This window comes from Burkholderia theae (assembly GCF_048565265.1).
Taxonomy (GTDB): Bacteria; Pseudomonadota; Gammaproteobacteria; order Burkholderiales; family Burkholderiaceae; genus Burkholderia; species Burkholderia theae.
Window position 1 is genome coordinate 712,411 of record NZ_CP183462.1, and the last position, 19,152, is coordinate 731,562.

The following is a 19,152-nucleotide window of genomic DNA, read 5'->3' on the forward strand; positions in this document are numbered from 1 at the left end:
TGTCAGGCGTGCCGTGCGAGCAGGCGTTCCTGCTTCGACTGTCCGCGGATCAGCACCGCGAGCAGCGTAACGCCGATGATGTCGAACAGGCCGAGGCACGCGAACAGCGGCGCATAGCCGATCTTGTCGGCGAGTGCGCCGACCAGCAGCGAGAAACCGAGCCCGCCGATCCACGCGGCCATCCCGGCGAAGCCGCTCGCGGTGCCGACTTCCTCGGGATCGAACACGTCGGCCGACAGTGTGTTGACGAGCGCGGAGATCATCTGGTGCGCGAAGCCGCCGACGCAGAACAGCGCGATGGCCGTGTACGGCGACGATACGAGTCCGATCAGCGCCGGCCCGAGCATCAGCACCGCGCCGAGCGCGACACCGGCGACGCGCGACCAGATGAGCGGCAGGCTGAACCGTTTCGCGAGATACGGCGACAGATAGCCGCCCGCGATGCCGCCGGCGTCGGCTGCGAGAAACGGCATCCACGCGAAGATCGCGATCTGCGTGAGCGGCATGTGGCGCTCGGTCGCGAGGTACAGCGGAATCCAGAAGCTGAAGGTTTGCCATGCGGGTTCGGCGAAGAAGCGCGGCAGCGCGATGGCCCAGAAGCGCCGCGCGGTGACGACGTCGCGAATGCGGCGCTTCGACACCGGCGGCATCGTCGCCTGGCCGTCGCGGATCAGCGCGCGCTCCTGCGGCGTGATGCGCGGATGATCGGCGGGCGACCGGTATTGCGAGTACCACAGCGCGGCCCACACGAACCCGAGTGCGCCGGTCGCCATGAACGCGGCCTGCCAGCCGAACCGCATCGACAGGAACACGACGAGCGGCGGCGCGATCGCGGCGCCGAGCGACGTGCCCGCGTTGAAGTAGCCGACCGCGACGGATTTCTCGCGATCGGGAAACCATTCGGCGACGGCCTTCATGCCCGACGGGATCGCGGCGGCCTCGAACAGCCCGAGAAAACCGCGCAGGATGCCGAGCGACAGCCAGCCCGACGCGAAGCCGTGCGCGACGCCGACCACCGACCACAGCATCGCGAACAGCGCGAATCCGAGCCGCAACCCGATCAGGTCGACGACGAACCCGCACACGGGCTGCATGATCGTGTAGCCGATCTGGAATGCGCCGACGATGTACGAGTACTGCTGCGTCGAGATCGCGAATACCTGCTTCAGCTCGGGGGCGAGCACCGCGAGGGAGTTCCGTGCGAGGTAGTTGAGGATCGTGCCGAGACATACGAGCACGATGATCCACCAGCGCAACGCCTTGACTGTCTTCACTGCTGTCTCCTGTTGGGCAGGGCGGGCATGCGCGCCCGCCTGATCCATGCAAGCCGTCCGGTCAGGCCGGCTTTATCGGCTTATTCATACGATGTCCGATCTTAATAGGCGCCGGCTTTACCGGTTTATATCGAAATTACGCTGTTCAAGCGAACATTCCGTGGTCGTCGGATGGGGATGTTATCTGACGACTGATCATTTTCGAGCATCCTATGTTCGAATTCGAATCCGGTCAACGTGAATTTGCATTCGAACGAACATGATCGGGGTTTTCCCGAAGCACGGGTGGCGGCGGCGCGCGGAGATGCACGGCGGTCGCGCACCGGATGCCCGTGCGGCGGGGCTGTGCGACGACCGGGCGATCTGCGGGCGCGGCATGAGGCGCGACAACCCCAGTGAAAATTTATTTTTTTCTTGGTCGCTTATTGTGTAAATTCATTTTCATCTACCTTGCAACGACCCTTCGCATGACGCCTCTCGTTTCACACGACGCCAGTCACGACGAACCCGCGATCGCCGAGCGGATCGCGTCGGCGATGCCGTTGATGACGCCGATCCATCGGCGCATGGGCGAGTTCGTGCTCGCGAATCCGTTTCGCGCGGCGACGATGCGCATCGACGAACTCGCGCAGGCCGTGAATGCATCGATCGCGACCGCGAACCGTTTCGCGAAGGCGCTGGGCTTCGACGGTTATCCGGCAATGCGCGCGGCGCTCGTGCGCGGCTTCGAGGCGACGCTCGGCCCGGTCGAACGGCTGCGTTCCGCGCAGGAGCAGGAGCCCGGCGTACGTGGCGCCGCATGGATCGACGCGGTGTTCGACCAGGCCGTCGCGAACATCGAGAACACGCGCGTGCAACTGGACGCGGCGGATGTCGAGGCCGTGGTCGAGGCGATCGTCGGCGCACGGCGCGTGCTGATCCTCGGCGCGGGGTCGAGCGCGTTTCTTGCCGGGCTGATGGAGCACGGGCTGTCCGTGTGCCACGACAGCGTGCAGTCGCTCGCGCTGCTCGGCGGCCCGTCGCACGCGGCGCGGCGCCTGTATACCGCCGACTCGCGCGATCTCGTGATCGCGCTCGCCTTTCCGCGCTACGTGAAGGACACGATCGAGTTGGCCCGCCGCGCGGCGGCGCGCGGTGCGCAGGTGCTCGGCATTTCCGACGGCCCGCAATCGCCGCTTGCGCCGATCGCGTCGCTGAACCTGTACGTCAAGGCCGAACGACGCTTCGCGGCCACGTCGGAAGCCGCCGTGCTCACGATGATCGAGGCGCTGATCGACGCGGTCGCGCTGCGCACGCACCGGTCCGCGAAGTCCGCCGCCGAAATGACCGAATTCCTGCTGCCGTGGCTGATGCAGCCGCAAGCGGCGCTGCCGGCCGCCAACCCTTCTTCCTCTCGTCCGAAAAAATCATGACTTCATCCGCGATCGTCGCGATTCACGGTGGCGCAGGCACGATCCTGCGCAATGCGATGGATACCGACACCGAACGCCGGTACCGTGCCGAACTGACCGCGATCCTGGAGGCCGCGCAGCAAGTGCTGGCCGACGGCGGCAGCGCACTCGACGCCGTCACCGTCGCGGTGCGGATGCTCGAGGATTGCCCGCTGTTCAACGCCGGGCACGGCGCCGTCTATACGGCCGAAGGCAAGCATGAACTCGACGCGGCGGTCATGGATGGCGCGACGCTCGGCGCCGGCGCGATCTGCTGCGCGACGCGCGTGCGCAATCCCGTGCTCGCCGCGCGGCGCGTGATGGAAGCGAGCGAGCACGTGATGTTCGCCGGCGCGGGTGCCGATGCATTCGCGGCCGCGCAAGGGCTCGAATTGGCGGAGCCCGGCTACTTCGACACCGAAGCGCGTCATGCGCAATGGATCAAGGCGCGTGCGGCGGCCGGCCCAATGCTCGACCACGATGCGGCGACGCTCGCGTTCGGCAGTTCGCAGCCGCAGCCGGCCGAACCGCTCGATCCGGACCGCAAGCACGGCACGGTCGGCGCGGTCGCGTGCGACCTGCATGGCCACATCGCGGCGGCGACGTCGACGGGCGGCATCACGAACAAGCAGCCGGGGCGTGTCGGCGATTCGCCAATCATCGGCGCGGGCTGTTATGCGGACGATGCAACCTGCGCGGTGTCGTCGACGGGCACCGGCGAGATGTTCATCCGGCTCGCGACCGCGCATGATGTTGCCGCGCAGATCGCGTATCGCGGCGCGTCGCTCGCCGACGCCGCGCACGACGTCGTGATGAACAAGCTGCCGCGCCTGGCGGGCCGCGGCGGGCTCATCGCGGTCGATGCGCACGGCAACGTCGCGATGCCGTTCAACACCGAAGGGATGTACCGCGGCTACGCGCGCGTCGGCGAAGCGCCGGTCGTCGGCATTTACCGCGACGACGCGGCCTGATTCCGGATCGTACGAGGAGACACGCATGACTTCGAGCCGTAACCCGTCCGGCCTGACGCTGCCCGAGCAGCGCGTGGTGGCCGTCGACGACCTGTCGGTCACGTTCCGCCGCGAAGGCGCGACGTTCGACGCGGTGCGCAACGTGTCGTTTCACGTCGATCGCGGCGAGACGCTCGCGATCGTCGGCGAATCGGGCTCCGGCAAGTCGGTCACGTCGCTCGCGCTGATGCGGCTCGTCGAGCACGGCGGCGGCGCGATCACGAGCGGCAGCATCGCGTTCCGGCGCCGCGGCGGCGCGCTCGTCGATCTGGCGCAGGCGAGCGCTTCGACGATGCGCGGCATCCGCGGCTCGGATATCGCGATGATCTTCCAGGAGCCGATGACGTCGCTGAACCCGGTGTTCACGGTCGGCGACCAGATCAGCGAGGCGATCGCGCTGCACCAGTCGAAAAGCGCGGCCGAAGCGCGCGCGGAAACGCTGCGGCTGCTCGACCTCGTGCGGATCCCGGAAGCGCGCCGCGTGTTCGCGCGTTATCCGCACCAGTTGTCGGGCGGGATGCGGCAGCGCGTGATGATCGCGATGGCGTTGTCGTGCCGGCCCGCGCTGCTGATCGCCGACGAACCGACGACCGCGCTCGACGTGACGATCCAGGCGCAGATCCTGCAACTGGTGCGCGGGCTGCAGGACGAAATGAACATGGGCGTGATCTTCATCACGCACGACATGGGCGTGGTGGCCGAAGTGGCCGACCGCGTGCTCGTGATGTATCGCGGCGAGAAGGTCGAGGAGGGCGAGTCCGATCGCCTCTTCGCGGCACCCGCGCATCGCTACACGCGCGCGCTGCTCGCGGCCGTGCCGCGGCTCGGCTCGATGCAGGGCACCGACGCGCCCGAGAAATTCCCGCTGCTCAAGGTGGATGGCGCAGGCGCCGCTGCGCCTGCGGCGAACGACGTTGCGCATGCCGACGTGCAGCCGCCCGTCGATCACGCGGCATCGCCGATCCTGCGCGTGCGCGATCTTGTGACGCGCTTCCCGGTGAAGAGCGGCGTGTTCGGCCGCGTGTCGCAATACGTGCACGCCGTCGAGCGCGTGAGCTTCGAGCTGCGCGCGGGCGAGACGCTCGCGCTCGTCGGCGAGTCGGGCTGCGGCAAGTCGACCACCGGCCGCTCGCTGCTGCGTCTCGTCGAATCGCAGAGCGGCTCGATCGAATTCGACGGCCGCGACATCAGCGCGCTGAAGGGCCACGACCTGCAGGCGCTGCGCCGGAACATCCAGTTCATCTTCCAGGATCCGTTCGCGTCGCTGAACCCGCGCCTGACCGTCGGCTTCTCGATCATGGAGCCGCTGCTCGTGCACGGCGTCGCGAGCGGCCGCGAAGCGCAGGCGCGCGTCGACTGGCTGCTCGACAAGGTCGGCCTGCCGCCCGAGGCCGCGCGCCGTTATCCGCACGAATTCTCCGGCGGCCAGCGCCAGCGGATCGCGATCGCGCGGGCGCTCGCACTGAACCCGAAGGTCGTGATCGCCGACGAGTCGGTGTCGGCGCTCGACGTGTCGGTGCAGGCGCAGATCGTCAACCTGATGCTCGACCTGCAGCGCGAGCTCGGCGTCGCGTACCTGTTCATCTCGCACGACATGGCCGTCGTGGAGCGCATCAGCCATCGCGTCGCGGTGATGTATCTCGGCCAGATCGTCGAGATCGGCCCGCGCCGCGCGGTGTTCGAAGCGCCGCAGCACCCGTACACGAAGAAGCTGATGAGCGCGGTGCCCGTGGCCGACCCCGCGCGCCGGCATGCGCCGCGCCAGCTCGCGGCGGACGAAATCCCGAGCCCGATCCGCGCGGCCGGCGACGAGCCGGTGATTGCGCCGCTGGTCGCGGTCGGCCCCGATCATTACGTCGCGACGCATCGCGTCGGCGGCGCGTACTGAACGTGCGGGAGGTTGCATATGGACCGCAGCTGCGCACGAGCGAGACAACGGCGGCTTTATCCCGAACGGGGGCAGTCACGCCGCGATTTCCACCACGCGTTACCGAATCATCCACAGGAGCCCAACAAGATGAGCAAGTCGTATTCGTTCCCGATGTTCCGACCGCGCGCGCTGCTCGCTGCGGGTGCAGGCGCGTTCGCGCTGTCGGCCGCGGTACCCGCGTTCGCACAGCAGACCGCGGTGATGGCGGTGGATTCGACGTTCACGACGATGGACCCGTATGACGCGAACGACACGGTGTCGCAGGCCGTCGTCAAGTCGTTCTACCAGGGGCTGTTCGGTTTCGACAAGGACATGAAGCTCGTCAACGTGCTGGCGACGAGCTACGACGCGAGCGCCGACGCGAAGACCTACACGATCAAGCTGCGCCAGGGCGTGAAATTCCATGACGGCACCGATTTCAACGCGGCAGCCGTGAAGGCGAACTTCGACCGCGTGACCGATCCCGCGAACCACCTGAAGCGCTACAACATGTTCCGTGTGATCGAGAGGACCGAGGTCGTCGATCCGTATACGGTGAAGGTCACGCTGCACGAGCCGTTCTCGGCGTTCATCAACACGCTCGCGCACCCGTCGGCCGTGATGATCTCGCCGGCCGCGATGAAGAAGTGGGGGCGCGACATCGCGCTGCATCCGGTCGGCACCGGGCCGTTCGAGTTCGTCGAGTGGAAGCAGACCGACGACCTGAAGGTGAAGAAGTTCGCCGGCTACTGGAAGAAGGGTTATCCGAAGATCGACGCGATCGACTGGAAGCCGGTGGTCGACAACAACACGCGCGCCGCGCTGATGAAGACAGGCGAAGCCGATTTCGCGTTCCGCATCCCGTTCGAGCAGGCGGCCGACCTGAAGGGCAACCCGAAGGTGGACGTCGTCGAACGGCCGTCGATCGTGCAGCGCTTCGTGTCGCTGAATACGCTGCAAAAGCCGTTCGACAACCCGAAGGTGCGCCAGGCGCTGAACTACGCGGTGAACAAGGAAGCGCTCGCGAAGGTCGCGTTCTCCGGTTTCGCGACGCCGTCCACCGGCGTGGTGCCGCAGGGCGTCGACTATGCGACGAAGCTGGGCCCCTGGCCGTACGACCCGGCGAAGGCGCGCGCGCTGCTGAAGGAGGCCGGTTATCCGAACGGCTTCGAGACGACGCTGTGGTCCGCGTATAACAACTCGACGTCGCAGAAGGCGATCCAGTTCGTGCAGCAGCAGCTCGCGCAGGTCGGCGTGAAGGTGCAGGTGCAGGCGCTGGAAGCCGGCGAGCGCGTCGCGAAGGTCGAGAGCGCGCCGGATCCGGCGAAGGCGCCGGTGCGGATGTACTACATCGGCTGGTCGTCGTCGACCGGCGAGGCGAACTGGGCGATCACGCCGCTGCTCGCCGGCGCGTCGGCGCCGCCGAAGCTCGTCAATACCGCGTACTACAAGAGCGACGCGGTCGACGGCGATCTCGCGAAGGCGCTCGAGACGGTCGACCGCACGAAGAAGACGGAACTCTACGGCGACGCGCAGAAGCAGATCTGGGCCGATGCGCCGTGGATCTTCCTCGTGCAGGAGAAGATCGTGTATGCGCGCAGCAAGCGGCTGCAAGGCGCGTACGTGATGCCGGACGGCTCGTTCAACTTCGACGAGATCTCGCTGAAATGACGGCGGTTTGCCCGCCACGCGGCGCCGGCGGCGCAAGCTGCCGGCGCGCTGATTCGATCGGTGCCCCATGCTGAATTTCCTCGTCAAACGCCTGTTCGGCCTGCTGCCCACGCTCGCGATCGTCGCGGTGCTGGTGTTCCTGTTCGTGCACCTGCTGCCGGGCGACCCGGCGCGGCTCGCGGCCGGGCCCGAAGCCGACGATGCAACGGTCGCGCTCGTGCGCGCCGACCTCGGCCTCGACAAACCGATGCCGACCCAGTTCGCGAACTTCTTCGTGAAGATCGCGCACGGCGATTTCGGCATGTCGACGCGCAGCAAGCGGCCGGTCTCGACCGAGATCGGCGAGCGCTTCATGCCGACGCTGCTGCTGACGCTCGTCAGCATGGTGTGGGCGACGCTGTTCGGCATGGCGATCGGGATCGCGTCGGCGGTGTGGCGCAATCGCTGGCCCGACCGCCTCGGGATGACGATCGCGGTGTCGGGCATTTCGTTTCCCGCGTTCGCGCTCGGCATGCTGCTGATGGAGATCTTCTCGGTGAAGCTCGGCTGGCTGCCGGTCGTGCCGGACGGCTCGTGGCGGAGCTACGTGCTGCCGTCGCTGACGCTCGGCGCCGCGGTCGCGGCCGTGATGGCGCGCTTCACGCGCGCGTCGTTCGTCGAGGTGCTGAACGAGGATTTCGTGCGCACCGCGCGTGCGAAGGGCGTGCACGAGCCGATGGTCGTGCTCAAGCACTGCCTGCGCAACGCGATGATTCCGGTCGTCACGATGATGGGGCTGCAGTTCGGGTTCCTGCTCGGCGGCTCGATCGTCGTCGAGGTCGTGTTCAACTGGCCGGGCCTCGGGCGCCTGCTCGTCGATGCGGTGACGATGCGCGACTACCCCGTGATCCAGGCGATCGTGCTGCTGTTCTCGCTCGAATTCATCCTGATCAACCTGACCGTCGACGTGCTGTACGCGGTCATCAACCCGACCATCCGGTTCAAGTGAGGCGCGCATGAACGCGACTGTCCAGACCGCGGCGCCGGCCGCCGCGACCGAGATCCGTACGCCGTGGCGCGAATTCTGGCGCAAGTTCCGCAAGCAGACCGTCGCGCTCGTCGCGGGCGGTTTCGTGCTGGCGCTCGTCGTGCTGGCCTTCGTCGGCCCGCACATCGCGCCGTTCGATCCGGAGAACTATTTCGACTACGACGCGCTGAACGCGGGGCCGTCGGTCGTGCACTGGTTCGGCGTCGATTCGCTCGGCCGCGACATCTTCAGCCGGATCATCGCCGGCACGCGCATCTCGCTCGCGGCCGGTTTCTTCTCGGTCGCGCTCGGCGCGCTGATCGGCACGTTCTTCGGGCTGCTCGCCGGTTACTACGAAGGCTGGTGGGACCGCATCACGATGCGCGTCGCCGACGTGCTGTTCGCGTTCCCGGGCATCCTGCTCGCGATCGGCGTGGTGGCGATCCTCGGCAACGGGATGGTCAACGTGATCTGCGCGGTCGCGATCTTCAGCATCCCGGCGTTCGCGCGGCTCGTGCGCGGCAACACGCTGATGCTCAAGCACATGACCTATGTCGAGGCCGCGCGCAGCATCGGCGCGTCGGACTGGACGATCATCATGCGGCACATCCTGCCGGGCACCGTATCGTCGGTCGTCGTCTACTTCACGATGCGGATCGGCACGTCGATCATCACGGCCGCGAGCCTGTCGTTCCTCGGGCTCGGCGCGCAGCCGCCGACGCCGGAGTGGGGTGCGATGCTCAACGAGGCGCGCGCCGACATGGTAACGGCGCCGCATATCGCGATCTTCCCGAGCGTCGCGATCTTCCTGACCGTGCTCGCGTTCAACCTGCTCGGCGACGGGCTGCGCGACGCGCTCGATCCGAAGCTGGAGCGCCGTTGATGGCGACAGGCAGCAGATTCAACGGCGCGTTGCGCGGCGGCGTGCTGCCGACCGGCGCGCATGACACGATCGCCGACGTGCCGGGTGTGACGGTCGGCCATTGCACGCTCGATGCCGGCAACGTGCAGACGGGGGTGACCGTCGTGAAGCCGCATCCGGGCGACGTGTACCGCAGCAAGGTGCCGGCCGGCGCGGCCGTGATCAACGGTTTCGGCAAGAGCGTCGGGCTCGTGCAGGTCGACGAGCTCGGCACGCTCGAGACGCCGATCGCACTGACCAATACGTTCGGTGTCGGCGCGGTTGCACAGGCGCAGATCCGCGCGGCGATCGCCGCAAATCCGGCCATCGGTCGCGACTGGCCGACCGTCAATCCGCTCGTGTTCGAGTGCAACGACGGTTACCTGAACGACATCCAGGCGTTCGCGGTCACGGCCGCGCATTACGACGACGCATGCCGCGCGGCGTCGCGCGACGTCGCACGCGGCGCGGTGGGCGCCGGGCGCGGGATGTCGTGTTTCGACCTGAAGGGCGGGATCGGCTCGGCGTCGCGGGTTGCCGTGGCGGCCGGCCACATGTATACGGTCGGCGTGCTCGTGCTCGCGAATTTCGGCCGGCTGCCGATGCTGACGCTCGATGGCGTGCCGGTCGGGCAGATCGCCGCCGCGCGCGCTGCACGTGCCGCTGCCGCGGTTGCGGCGCCGCCGCCCGAGCAGGGCTCGATCATCATGGTGCTCGCGACCGACGCACCGCTCGACGCGCGGCAACTGTCGCGGCTCGCGCGACGCGCGGCAGCGGGGCTGGCGCGCACCGGGTCCGTCTACGGACACGGCAGCGGTGACATCGCGCTGGCGTTCTCGACCGCCGGCACGATCGCGCACGACGCCCGTTACGTTTCGCTACCGGCGTTGCTGGCCGATTCAATGCTCGATCCGCTGTTCGCGGCAGCGGCCGACAGCGTCGAGCGCGCGATCGTCGACGCGCTGCTGCAGGCCGTTACCGTGACCGGCCGCGACGGCCACGTGCGGCAATCGCTGCGCGACGCGGTGCCCGATCTCGACCCTTTGCTCAACGTACACCGTCCCAACTATTCATGAAGATCCTGATTTCGACCGACATCGAAGGCGTCGCCGGCGTGTTCGCCACCGAGCAGACGCGCGCCGGCAATCCGGAATACGAGCGCGCGCGCCGCTGGATGACCGCCGAAGCGAACGCGGCGATCGAAGGCGCGTTCGCGGGCGGCGCGCAGGCCGTCTGGATCAACGATTCGCATGGCGGCTATCGCAACCTGCTGCCCGACGGGCTCGATGCGCGCACGCGCGTCGTGCTCGGCAAGCCGCGCACGCTCGGGATGATGGCGGGCCTCGAACAGCAGCCCGACCTCGTGTTCATGATCGGCTATCACGCGAAGTCGCAGACGCGCGGCGTGCTCGCGCATACGATCAACAGTTTCGCGTTCACGCAGGTGTGGCTGAACGGCGTCGAGCTCGGCGAAGCCGGGCTGTACGGCGCGCTGGCGCGCGAATATGGCGCGCACGTCGCGCTGGCGACGGGCGACGACGTGTTCGCGGAAGAAACCCAGCCGCTGTTTCCGGATGCGCGTTTCGAGACGGTCAAGACGGCCGGCGGCGCATCGAGCGGCGATACGCTCACGCCCGCCGCGTCGTGTGCCCGCATCGCAACCGCCGCGCGCGAAACGGTTGCGCAGGCACTGTCGTCCGGTCGCCGCGCGGGCGCGCATCGGCCCGCACCGGCGGCGTGCACGCTGCGCGTGCAGACGGCCGCGCTCGCCGACCTGTTCTGCGTGCTGCCGTCGCTCGAACGTGTCGACGCGGTGACGCTGCGCTTCGACGGACCTTCGGTCGAGCACGTGGTGCGCACGCTGAACAGCCTGTCGGCGATGTCGTTCATGCTGCGGTGATGCGTGCTGCAACGAGGCCGCTTGCACGCAGCGTGTCAGCCGCTGAAGGCGGGATGCGCCGTCGAGGCGAGCAGGAACGCTTCCATCGCCGCGACCAGCGCGAGCGGCGTCTCGTTGATCGGATAGTGGCCCGCGTTGCGCAGTACGTCGACGCTGGCGCGCGGGTAGCGCCGCAGGTAGGTGCGCGCCATCAGCGCCGCATCGAATGCCTGATCGTGCTCGCCGATCAGCACTTTCACCGGATGCACGCCCGCAATCTCGTCGCTGAAATCCGTATCGGCCCACGCGCGGAAGTACGCGCCGAATGCCTGCGGCGACGAATGGGCGGCCGAATACGCGGCTTTCCACTCGACCCAGGCGGCGGGCAGCCGGCCGCCCGTGCTGCGATCGATGATGGTCCTGCGATCGGCGACATGGTCGGCGGCGCGTTCGAATAGCGCGCGCCGCTCGGCATCGAACGGCAGACCGCCGCACGGCACGGGTGCGATCGGCACCAGCGCGCGTACGCGTTCGGGTGCGATGGCGGCGACTTTCTCGATCGCCATGCCGCCCATCGAATGGCCGACGAGGCTGAAGGTCGGGAAGCCGAGCGCGTCGGCGAGCGCGAGCGTGTCGGCGGCGATCTCGTCGATCGTGTAGTCGCCGCGTGCGTCGCGCATGCGGCCGTAGCCGCGGAAGTCCATGAATACATAGCTGAAGTGCTCGCGCGACAGCCACGCTTCGATGGGTTCGAATGCGTGGGCGTCGCCGAACCAGCCGTGCAGCACGAGAACAGGGTGGGGGCCGTCCCCCACGCGATGAAACGTATTCGGCATGTCCGCTCCGAGGGTGTTGAAATCCGGCCGATCAGGCCGACGGGTCTTGCGGCCGTCAGGTCGCGCAAGGGTGGAGCGGATCGTAGATCGATCGAAGGTGACCCGCCTTCGATATCGGGTCATTGATGATGGAATTCGGGCCGTGAGAAATACGCTGTTAGATCCCTACGAACACATTCCCCGGAGCGTGGTCGTGACCGCCAACGACTATGCTGCGGGCACGACGTTTCCGGACCACGCGCACGGGCGCGGGCAATTTGCGTTCGCGTCGCGCGGCACGATCAGCGTGTCGACGCCGCATGGGCGCTGGCTGGTGCCGCCGCAGCGCGCGTGCTGGGTGCCGGCCGGCGTACGGCACGAGATGACGATGACCGGGCCGGTCACGATGCTCAACACGTTCGTGTCGGGCGACGCCGCGCAGGCGGCGGGCCTGCCCGAGCAGTGCGGCGTGTATGGCGTGTCTGCGCTGCTGCGGCATTTGATTGACGATGCGATCGACCTGCCGGCCCTGTACGACGTCGACGGGCGCGCGGGCAAGCTGATGGCGCTGCTGGTCGCGGAAATCGCGACGATGCCGCGCTTATCGCTGCATGCGCCGCTGCCGGCCGACGCACGGCTGGCGAAGGTCTGCCGGCACCTGTTCGCGTCGCCGTCGATCGCGGCCGATCTCGACCAGGTGGCCGTCGACGCGGGCGTGAGCCGGCGCACGTTCACGCGGCAGTTCCGCGCGCAGACGGGCGTGAGTTTTGCCGCATGGCGTCAGCAGGTATGCATGCTCGCGGCGATTGCCCGCCTGAGCGACGGGCAGCCGGTGACGCGCGTCGCGCTCGATCTCGGCTACGCGAGCGCCAGCGCGTTTACGTCGGCGTTTCGGCGCATTCTGGGCGACACGCCGAGCCGGTATCTGGAGATTCGCCGCTGACCGAAAGAGAACGGCGCCGGTGCGGGTGATGCCCGTTCGCCGGTCGTAGCGGCAAGGCAAAAAAATACGCGCCTGCCAAATTTGGTCAGACGCGTTTAAAGGCACTCGGTCAGAAAAAATGCGCGAACAGCCAGCAAGGGCGGTGCGCGCATGACTTGTGGGATTGTTGCTTTTTCCGATTGAATCCTGCCGGCTCGTCTTTGATACCCAAGAATACGCCGCATAACGCGCAAACGTAATCGTGCTTTTCCGACGATTCATGTGCTCTCGCAGCATGCGTTTGAATCGCGTGTTCGATGTGGGGGCAGAAGCCCCGGCCAATGGACATCGGCAACCGTGCGTCGGCGCGATGCGCTGCAGCATCGAAAGATTTCGGCGGAACACGAAAAACGCCGCGTGGCGCGCTCCCTGTCGGATTCGCGCCACGCGGCGGTGTGTCGGCATTCGAAACCGGCCTGCGCGGGCGTGCGTCACACGTCGAAGAACACCGTTTCGTCCGGCCCCTGCATGCGGATGTCGAAGCGGTAGACGGTCGGGCGGCCCGGCTGCGCGTCGCGTTTCGCGACGAGCGTCGCGCGGCGCTCGGCCGGCACCGCGTTCAGCACGGGGTCGACCGCGTTCGCCGCGGCTTCGTCGTCGAAGTACACGCGCGTGAACGCATGGGTGAGGATCCCGCGCATCATCACGGTCACGTTGATGTGCGGCGCGTCGTCGGCCGTGATGCGGCCCGGTTTCACCGTCTCGACGACGAAGCGCTGCTGCGCATCGGTGCCGGTGCCGACCCGTGCGAAGCCCGTGAAGCCGGATTTCGCGATGTCGTCGCGCGACGCCGGGTAGCGACCTGCGCTGTCTACCTGCGTGAATTCGAGCACCGCGTCGCCGACGACGTTGCTGTCGCCGTCGAACACCTGCCCGACCAGCAGCACATGCTCGCCGTCGGCGTGCGTCGCGGCGATCGTCGGCGTGAACAGGCTCTTCAGGTCGTAGTCGTATTGCTGCGGGCACAGGCCGTAGGCGAAGTACGGGCCGACCGTCTGCGAAGGGGTTTGCTTTAGCGTCGTCATGGTTCAGCGCTCCATCGGGGTAGCGTCGCGGCCGCGCAGCACGATGTCGAATTCGTAGCCGAGCGCATAGCCTTCTTCGGTGATGTCCATCGAGAAGCGCGAGATCAGGCGATCGCGCGCGGCCTCGGGCGTGCCCTGGAAGATCGGGTCGTACGCGAGCAGCGGGTCGCCGGGGAAGTACATCTGCGTGACGAGACGCGAGCCGAAGTAATCGCCGAACAGCGAGAAGTGGATGTGATTCGGGCGCCACGCGTTCGGATGGTTGCCCCACGGATACGCGCCGGGCTTGATCGTCAGGAAGCGGTAGCGGCCTTCGTCATCGGTCAGGCAGCGCCCCGCGCCGAGGAAGTTCGGGTCGAGCGGCGCGTCGTGCTGGTCGACCTTGTGCACGTAGCGGCCGGCCGCGTTCGCCTGCCATACCTCGACGAGCGTGTTGCGCACGGGCTTGCCGCCTTCGTCGAGCACGCGGCCCGTGACGACCATGCGTTCGCCGAGCGGCTCGCCGTTCTTCACGGCGTTCTTCGTCAGGTCGTGGTCGAGCGCGCCGAGATCTTCTGCGCCGTAGACGGGCGCGTACTGGTCGCGCAGCTTGTCCTTCAGCGGGATCAGCGGGCGGGTCGGGCCGCGCTTCACGGACGAGCGGTACTCGGGGTGGACATAGGCCGGATGCGACGGCCAGTCGCGCGGCGTGAGGATCGTGGGGGAATCCATCGGGCGTCTCCTGATAGGTATTTCGCGAAGTGGATGGCAGGACTGTAGCCAATCCGGAAAGTTATGCAAAATGACCTTTTTTCGCGAGACGCATAACGGTTCGTTATATTTGACGCGCGCGCTCCGGGCCGGGCCGGCTTACGGCGTGCCCGATGCGGTCCATCCCTGCGCCTGCCCGAAGTCGCCGATTTCCTTCGCGATCGTGTCGGCCACGCGCTTCGCGTCGTCGTTGACCGAGTCGCGCAGCGTCTCGGTCGCCGCATGCGCGCCTGCGCTGATCCCGAGCGACGTGCCGAGATGGCCGATCGCCGCGCCGATGCCGGCGGTTTCGGCGATGCCGGGCTCCTTGCCGCCCTCGGCGCTCGCGTCGTAGCGGCGGACCAGTTCAGGCGTGCCGTCGGCCGCCTGGTACCAGAGCCGCACATCGGTTTCGACGTCGCTCTTGCCTGCACCGAGCCCGATCACGAGCCGGCGCGTGCGGTTGCCTGCGCTGACCTTCCTGAAAGCGCCGTTGACGATCAGCACGTTGCGGCCGGCCGGCGGCGTCGCGGTCGCGCGCAGGGCGGGGAGGCCGCCGTCGCGCAGGCGTTTCACGATTTCATCGGTCACCGCGTCGCGTACCTGCAACGCTTCCTGCTGGATCGCGTGGCGGGTCGTCGCGGGATCGCCTGACGATTCGAGCCGCGACAGCAGGCCCGAATCGGTGCTCGTGTCGCCGAAATCGGCGGCGAACGGATACACGTAAATCTCGTCCGGGCGAGGCAGTTGCCGGTTCGAATACGACTTCATGTCGTGGATGTCGCCGCCGGCGCAGCCGCCGAGCGCGAGCAGCGCGCAGACGGCGAGGATCGTGCGGCGGCGGCCGCGTGTACGGTTCGTTACAGTCATGGTCTTGTCCTGTTCGGTCAGGTCCGCACGCCGGCCGGTCGGGGGGCAGGGGCCGTGGGAGTGGCGACGACTGCCCAGCGGCGGATGCTCGGCGTTCGCATATGGCAGCGTGTCCGAAGCTCTGCGGTAATCGAGCGTTTTAAGTGCGGCCGCGCCCACCGGCCGCCGCCGAACATCCGCCGCTGGGCGCGGGAAAGCGGGGCGGCTGGGCCGTCCCGCCCGCGGTCGCGGAAGCTTGCGTAGTGGGCGTCAGGGCGGCGTCACGGCGCGCCACGACGGATCGGGGTCGTAGGCCCGGATGGACTCGACGACTTTCGCCGTGCGCGGCCCGAGGTTCTTCTCGTACACCTGGCCGTCGGCGTCGACGATGAATGTCGTCAGGCCCGTCTGCCCGTACGCGGCGGGCCACGCGACGAGCGCGAAGCCGTCCGACAGCCCGCCTTTCGAGCGGTAGTCGCGCGGGCCGTCCGGCGCGTGCGCACCCTGTGCCGTCAGGATCCGGTAGTGATAACCGTGATAGGCCTCGTTCGCCGTCGTCTGGTTGCCCATCACCTGGGCGAGCGGTCCGAGCGGGCTGGGCGGCTCGCCGGGCGCGGTCGGCCAGTAGAGCCCGTCGCGCTGGCCCGACGTGCTGACGAGGCGGGCCGCGTAGCGTCCGGTGCCGTCGTGATAGTCGCGTTGCGCGTCGACGTACGCGAGCGACGTCAGGATCGCCGCGTTTTCGTTGCGGCCGATGCGGCGCGTGAGGATTTCGTCGCGCGCGCCCTTGATGTCGAATTGCCAGCCCGCTTTCGTTTCGACGATCGGCACCGGCAGCGGCCAGTCGCTGTCGCCGACGAGCAGGTGGGCGGTCGGCAAGCGGCCGTCGGACGTGGGCGCCGTCTCGATCTTGTGGCCTTTCGACCAGGCGGCCAGGAACAGGTCGATGTCGTTGGGATCGAAGCCGCCCGGCGTCGCGATCGATCGGGCGTCCGGCCCGAGGATGCGGTGCAGCGCGTCGGGGTCGCTGGTTGCGACGGCGTCGACGAACGCCTGCGCCGCGGCGTCGGCGGTCGGAAAGACGGTCTGCGCGTGCGCGGCATGCATGCCGACCAGCAGTGCCGGGATCGCCAGCAGGCTTCGGGCGCGCCGCTTCGATGCAGATTCTGCATGGCTGCGCATCGCGCGGAGGAAGGAACGGTTCATCGTGAGCTCCTCGAGCGGGTTAGCGTTGCCGGCCGAAGCGGCCGCCTTCTGCGCGCAGGCTGCTGTCGCGTTCGCGCCGGCTGCCGCGCGTCGTCGTGGTTTCCGTGCGCGATGCCTGGAGTCCGCCGGCGCGTGTCGTTGCGGCCTGACGGCTCGCCTGGCCGCGCTGCACGTCCTGGCGCGCCGCGTTGCCGTCGCCGGCGCCGCGCAGCGCGCCGTCACGGTTGACCGACTGCGCGCGCGACTGCAGGTCGGCATTGCCTTGCCGCGTCGATGCGTGCGTGCGGTCGTGCGTGTCGTCCTGCCGGATCGCGCCGACGCGGTCCGACGCGGAGCCCGACACATGCTGTCCGGTGCGCGTCTGGAGCGTCTGCTCCGCGCGCGTGCGCGAGTCGTCGCGGCCGCGATACGCGTCGTGCGTCGAACGGTCGACGGTGGTGCGGCGGTCCGAAACCGTCGTGGAGCTGCGGTTCCAGTGCGTCACGTTCGTTGTCGAACTGATCCGGTGATTCACGTTGATGTTGTTGTAGTGATTGACGTTGATGTTGACGTTGTGATGATTCCAGTCGAATCCGCCCCACAGCGCGTTCGTGATCGCGACGCCGGTGCCGAACGCGAGGCCCGCGACGAGGCCGTTCACGGCCGCATAGCCGGGCGGCGGCGGGACGTAGACGGGCGGGTAGGCCGGATAGGGCCACGTGCCGTAGACGACGGTCGGGTTGTAGGTCGGCACGTAGACGACCTGCGGATTGACCGGCTGGATCTGGATCGTGCTCTGTTCGACGACGATCTTCTGCTGGCTGTTCGATTGCAGATGGCCGGCCTGTTGGGCGGCGCGCCTGAGCCGCTGCGCCGAATCCATCACGTCGTTCGGCTGCGCGAGGAACGCGTTGCCGAGCTGCGCGGTCCAGTCGGGCTTCGACGCCATCGTGGCGAGCACCTGCGGGAATGCGACGAGCGACTGCACGCTCGGGTCCCACGGTTCGGACGCGACAGCCTTCACGGCGTCGTCACCCTTCAGGTTCGAATGCGCCTGTGCCCACGCCGCCGCGGCATTGACCTGATCCGGAAAGGTCGCGGCCATCAGCACTTGCGCGAGCAGCGCATCGGGATAAAGCGCGACGGGCGCGGTGAGCGAGTCGAGTTGCTGGCTCGACAGTTTGGCCTGCGTCTGCGCATGGGCCTGCCCGACCGACGCGAGGACGAAGGCGGCGGAGCCTGCGAGCATCGCGCAGACAAGCGCAATGCGCGATCGGCGAAGCCATGGCGTGGTCGTCATGGAATTCTCCTGTTCGACGGATGAGGGCGATAGCGGGCGCACACCGGCATGGGCGTGCCGCGGTCCGGCGCGACCGCCGGACCGCGAGCGTGGGCGTTACTGGGCGACGGCCTGGCCGGGCACGATCTCGACGGCAGTGGCCGACTGGAACACCGCGTGCACGGTGTCGCCCGGCTTCAGCGTCTTCAGGTCGATGGCCGGATTCGCATAGAGCGTCTGCGTACGCGTCGCGCCGCGCAACGTGACCAGCCGCTTCTTCGTATCGATCTTCGACACGGTCGCGACGACCTCGACCTTGCGCGTCGAGTCGTAGCTGGTGCCGCCCGGTGCGTAGGTCTGCGTCTCGACGCGTTCGCGGATGCCGCCGTTGCCGCCCTTGACCTTGTCGGCGGTCAGCAGGAATGCGCTCTTGTACGCCACCTTGACGGTGTCGCCGACCTTCAGGTCGTCGAATCCGTTGACGTCCGGGCGCACGGCGATCAGCACCGAGTTGCCGCGCTTGCCTTCGAGCACCAGCGTGCGGGCCGCGTGATCGATCTCGACGATTCGGGCCTGCATCTCCAGCGGCGCGACGTTGTCGATCAGCACCTGCGTGGCCGTCGCGAGCTTGTCCTGCTTGGCTTGCGTGTCTTGAGCATCTTGCGCATGGGCGTTCAGGCTCAGCGCGGAGGCCAGCAACGTTGCCGCGATGACGGACATTTTCATCTCATTTCCCTCGTTATCAATAATTGTCCGGAAAACTGCTTCAATATTTACCGAAAACGCTCCGTGCATCGGAAAAAAGTTCTCGAAAATACTCCGGAAATATCGTTTGAAATGGTGAGCCATGGATGCGAGGCCCGGATTCACGATAATCGGCGGAATTGAAACGCCTATTTGCGACCGGTGCCGGCAATGCCATTCATGCATCGCTGCGGGCAGGGCGTTCGATTGTCCGATCGTCGTTCGGTCATCCCGGAGAAGCCTATGCACAAAGGATCCGATCCGGCCGGCCGGGCTGACAGGCGATGATGATGCGTTTTCGATCACGCGATGTCCAATGCATTGTATGCATTTGTAAGGCCTGTTTTTCTGGGGCAGAATCATCCGTCGAATTTCAATGGAATCGATGTCGGCTGGTAATTGCCAGGTCTATTTATATTTTCGACTTAATGACGTTTCCTGGAATTCGTATTCATAGAACAGGT

17 protein-coding genes are annotated in these 19,152 nt (G+C 67.4%); 9 read left to right on the forward strand and 8 right to left on the reverse strand.

The window, feature by feature from the left end; translation table 11 throughout:
- Positions 1 to 2 precede the first annotated feature (2 nt).
- On the reverse strand, positions 3 to 1,274 hold the full coding sequence (locus ACN22W_RS20740) for an MFS transporter (RefSeq protein ID WP_419689224.1): 1,272 nt from the start codon (positions 1,272 to 1,274) through the stop codon (positions 3 to 5).
- A 467-nt stretch (positions 1,275 to 1,741) separates the two neighbouring features.
- On the opposite strand from ACN22W_RS20740, the gene ACN22W_RS20745 reads away from it, so the two are divergent.
- The 8 genes from ACN22W_RS20745 (at position 1,742) to ACN22W_RS20780 (ending at position 11,101) form a co-directional block, all read left to right on the forward strand.
- Complete coding sequence (locus ACN22W_RS20745; protein ID WP_129517169.1) at positions 1,742 to 2,686, forward strand: MurR/RpiR family transcriptional regulator; 945 nt, start codon at positions 1,742 to 1,744, stop codon at positions 2,684 to 2,686.
- Entirely contained in the window at positions 2,683 to 3,675 is a 993-nt protein-coding gene (locus ACN22W_RS20750) for an isoaspartyl peptidase/L-asparaginase family protein (protein ID WP_419689225.1), read from the forward strand. The genes ACN22W_RS20745 and ACN22W_RS20750 overlap by 4 nt, the downstream gene beginning before the upstream one ends.
- 25 nt (positions 3,676 to 3,700) lie before the next feature.
- Positions 3,701 to 5,602: a dipeptide ABC transporter ATP-binding protein gene (locus tag ACN22W_RS20755; protein ID WP_419689226.1), complete on the forward strand. Its 1,902-nt coding sequence runs from the start codon at positions 3,701 to 3,703 to the stop codon at positions 5,600 to 5,602.
- 129 nt (positions 5,603 to 5,731) lie between these two features.
- On the forward strand, positions 5,732 to 7,294 hold the full coding sequence (gene gsiB / locus ACN22W_RS20760) for a glutathione ABC transporter substrate-binding protein GsiB (protein ID WP_419689227.1): 1,563 nt from the start codon (positions 5,732 to 5,734) through the stop codon (positions 7,292 to 7,294).
- Positions 7,295 to 7,361: 67 nt separating this feature from the next.
- Positions 7,362 to 8,282, forward strand: a complete 921-nt coding sequence (gene gsiC / locus ACN22W_RS20765) for a glutathione ABC transporter permease GsiC (protein WP_048245480.1) — start codon at positions 7,362 to 7,364, stop codon at positions 8,280 to 8,282.
- A gap of 7 nt (positions 8,283 to 8,289) precedes the next feature.
- Positions 8,290 to 9,183 carry a glutathione ABC transporter permease GsiD gene (gene gsiD / locus ACN22W_RS20770; protein ID WP_129517173.1) on the forward strand — a complete coding sequence of 298 codons (894 nt, stop codon included), beginning with the start codon at positions 8,290 to 8,292 and terminating at the stop codon, positions 9,181 to 9,183.
- Positions 9,183 to 10,277 (forward strand): P1 family peptidase, encoded by a 1,095-nt coding sequence (locus ACN22W_RS20775; RefSeq protein ID WP_419689228.1) that lies wholly within the window; start codon positions 9,183 to 9,185, stop codon positions 10,275 to 10,277. The genes gsiD and ACN22W_RS20775 overlap by 1 nt, the downstream gene beginning before the upstream one ends.
- A complete protein-coding gene (locus tag ACN22W_RS20780; RefSeq protein WP_419689229.1) occupies positions 10,274 to 11,101 on the forward strand; it encodes a M55 family metallopeptidase in 828 nt (275 codons plus the stop codon). The genes ACN22W_RS20775 and ACN22W_RS20780 overlap by 4 nt, the downstream gene beginning before the upstream one ends.
- Positions 11,102 to 11,136: 35 nt before the next feature.
- Here the strand turns inward: ACN22W_RS20780 and ACN22W_RS20785 are convergent, their stop codons facing one another.
- The gene (locus ACN22W_RS20785) at positions 11,137 to 11,916 is read right to left on the reverse strand and encodes an alpha/beta fold hydrolase (RefSeq protein ID WP_419689876.1); all 780 of its coding nucleotides are present in this window, start codon (positions 11,914 to 11,916) and stop codon (positions 11,137 to 11,139) included.
- Between the two features lie 142 nt (positions 11,917 to 12,058).
- Here ACN22W_RS20785 and ACN22W_RS20790 point away from each other — a divergent pair, with 142 nt between their 5' ends.
- Positions 12,059 to 12,838, forward strand: a complete 780-nt coding sequence (locus tag ACN22W_RS20790) for an AraC family transcriptional regulator (RefSeq protein WP_419689230.1) — start codon at positions 12,059 to 12,061, stop codon at positions 12,836 to 12,838.
- A 470-nt stretch (positions 12,839 to 13,308) separates the two neighbouring features.
- On the opposite strand, the gene pcaG is transcribed toward ACN22W_RS20790, so the two are convergent.
- The 6 genes from pcaG to ACN22W_RS20820 form a co-directional block, all read right to left on the reverse strand.
- Entirely contained in the window at positions 13,309 to 13,902 is a 594-nt protein-coding gene (gene pcaG, locus ACN22W_RS20795) for a protocatechuate 3,4-dioxygenase subunit alpha (RefSeq protein WP_419689231.1), read from the reverse strand.
- A gap of 3 nt (positions 13,903 to 13,905) precedes the next feature.
- Positions 13,906 to 14,613, reverse strand: a complete 708-nt coding sequence (pcaH, locus tag ACN22W_RS20800; protein ID WP_034179751.1) for a protocatechuate 3,4-dioxygenase subunit beta — start codon at positions 14,611 to 14,613, stop codon at positions 13,906 to 13,908.
- Positions 14,614 to 14,751: 138 nt separating this feature from the next.
- Entirely contained in the window at positions 14,752 to 15,501 is a 750-nt protein-coding gene (locus ACN22W_RS20805; RefSeq protein ID WP_419689232.1) for a DUF4410 domain-containing protein, read from the reverse strand.
- A 249-nt stretch (positions 15,502 to 15,750) separates the two neighbouring features.
- Positions 15,751 to 16,686, reverse strand: coding sequence for a DUF2950 domain-containing protein (locus ACN22W_RS20810; RefSeq protein ID WP_419689233.1), 936 nt, complete (start codon positions 16,684 to 16,686; stop codon positions 15,751 to 15,753).
- Positions 16,687 to 16,705: 19 nt separating this feature from the next.
- Positions 16,706 to 17,965 carry a DUF3300 domain-containing protein gene (locus ACN22W_RS20815; protein WP_419689234.1) on the reverse strand — a complete coding sequence of 420 codons (1,260 nt, stop codon included), beginning with the start codon at positions 17,963 to 17,965 and terminating at the stop codon, positions 16,706 to 16,708.
- A 96-nt stretch (positions 17,966 to 18,061) separates the two neighbouring features.
- A complete protein-coding gene (locus ACN22W_RS20820) occupies positions 18,062 to 18,670 on the reverse strand; it encodes a hypothetical protein (protein WP_419689235.1) in 609 nt (202 codons plus the stop codon).
- Between the last annotated feature and the right edge of the window lie 482 nt (positions 18,671 to 19,152).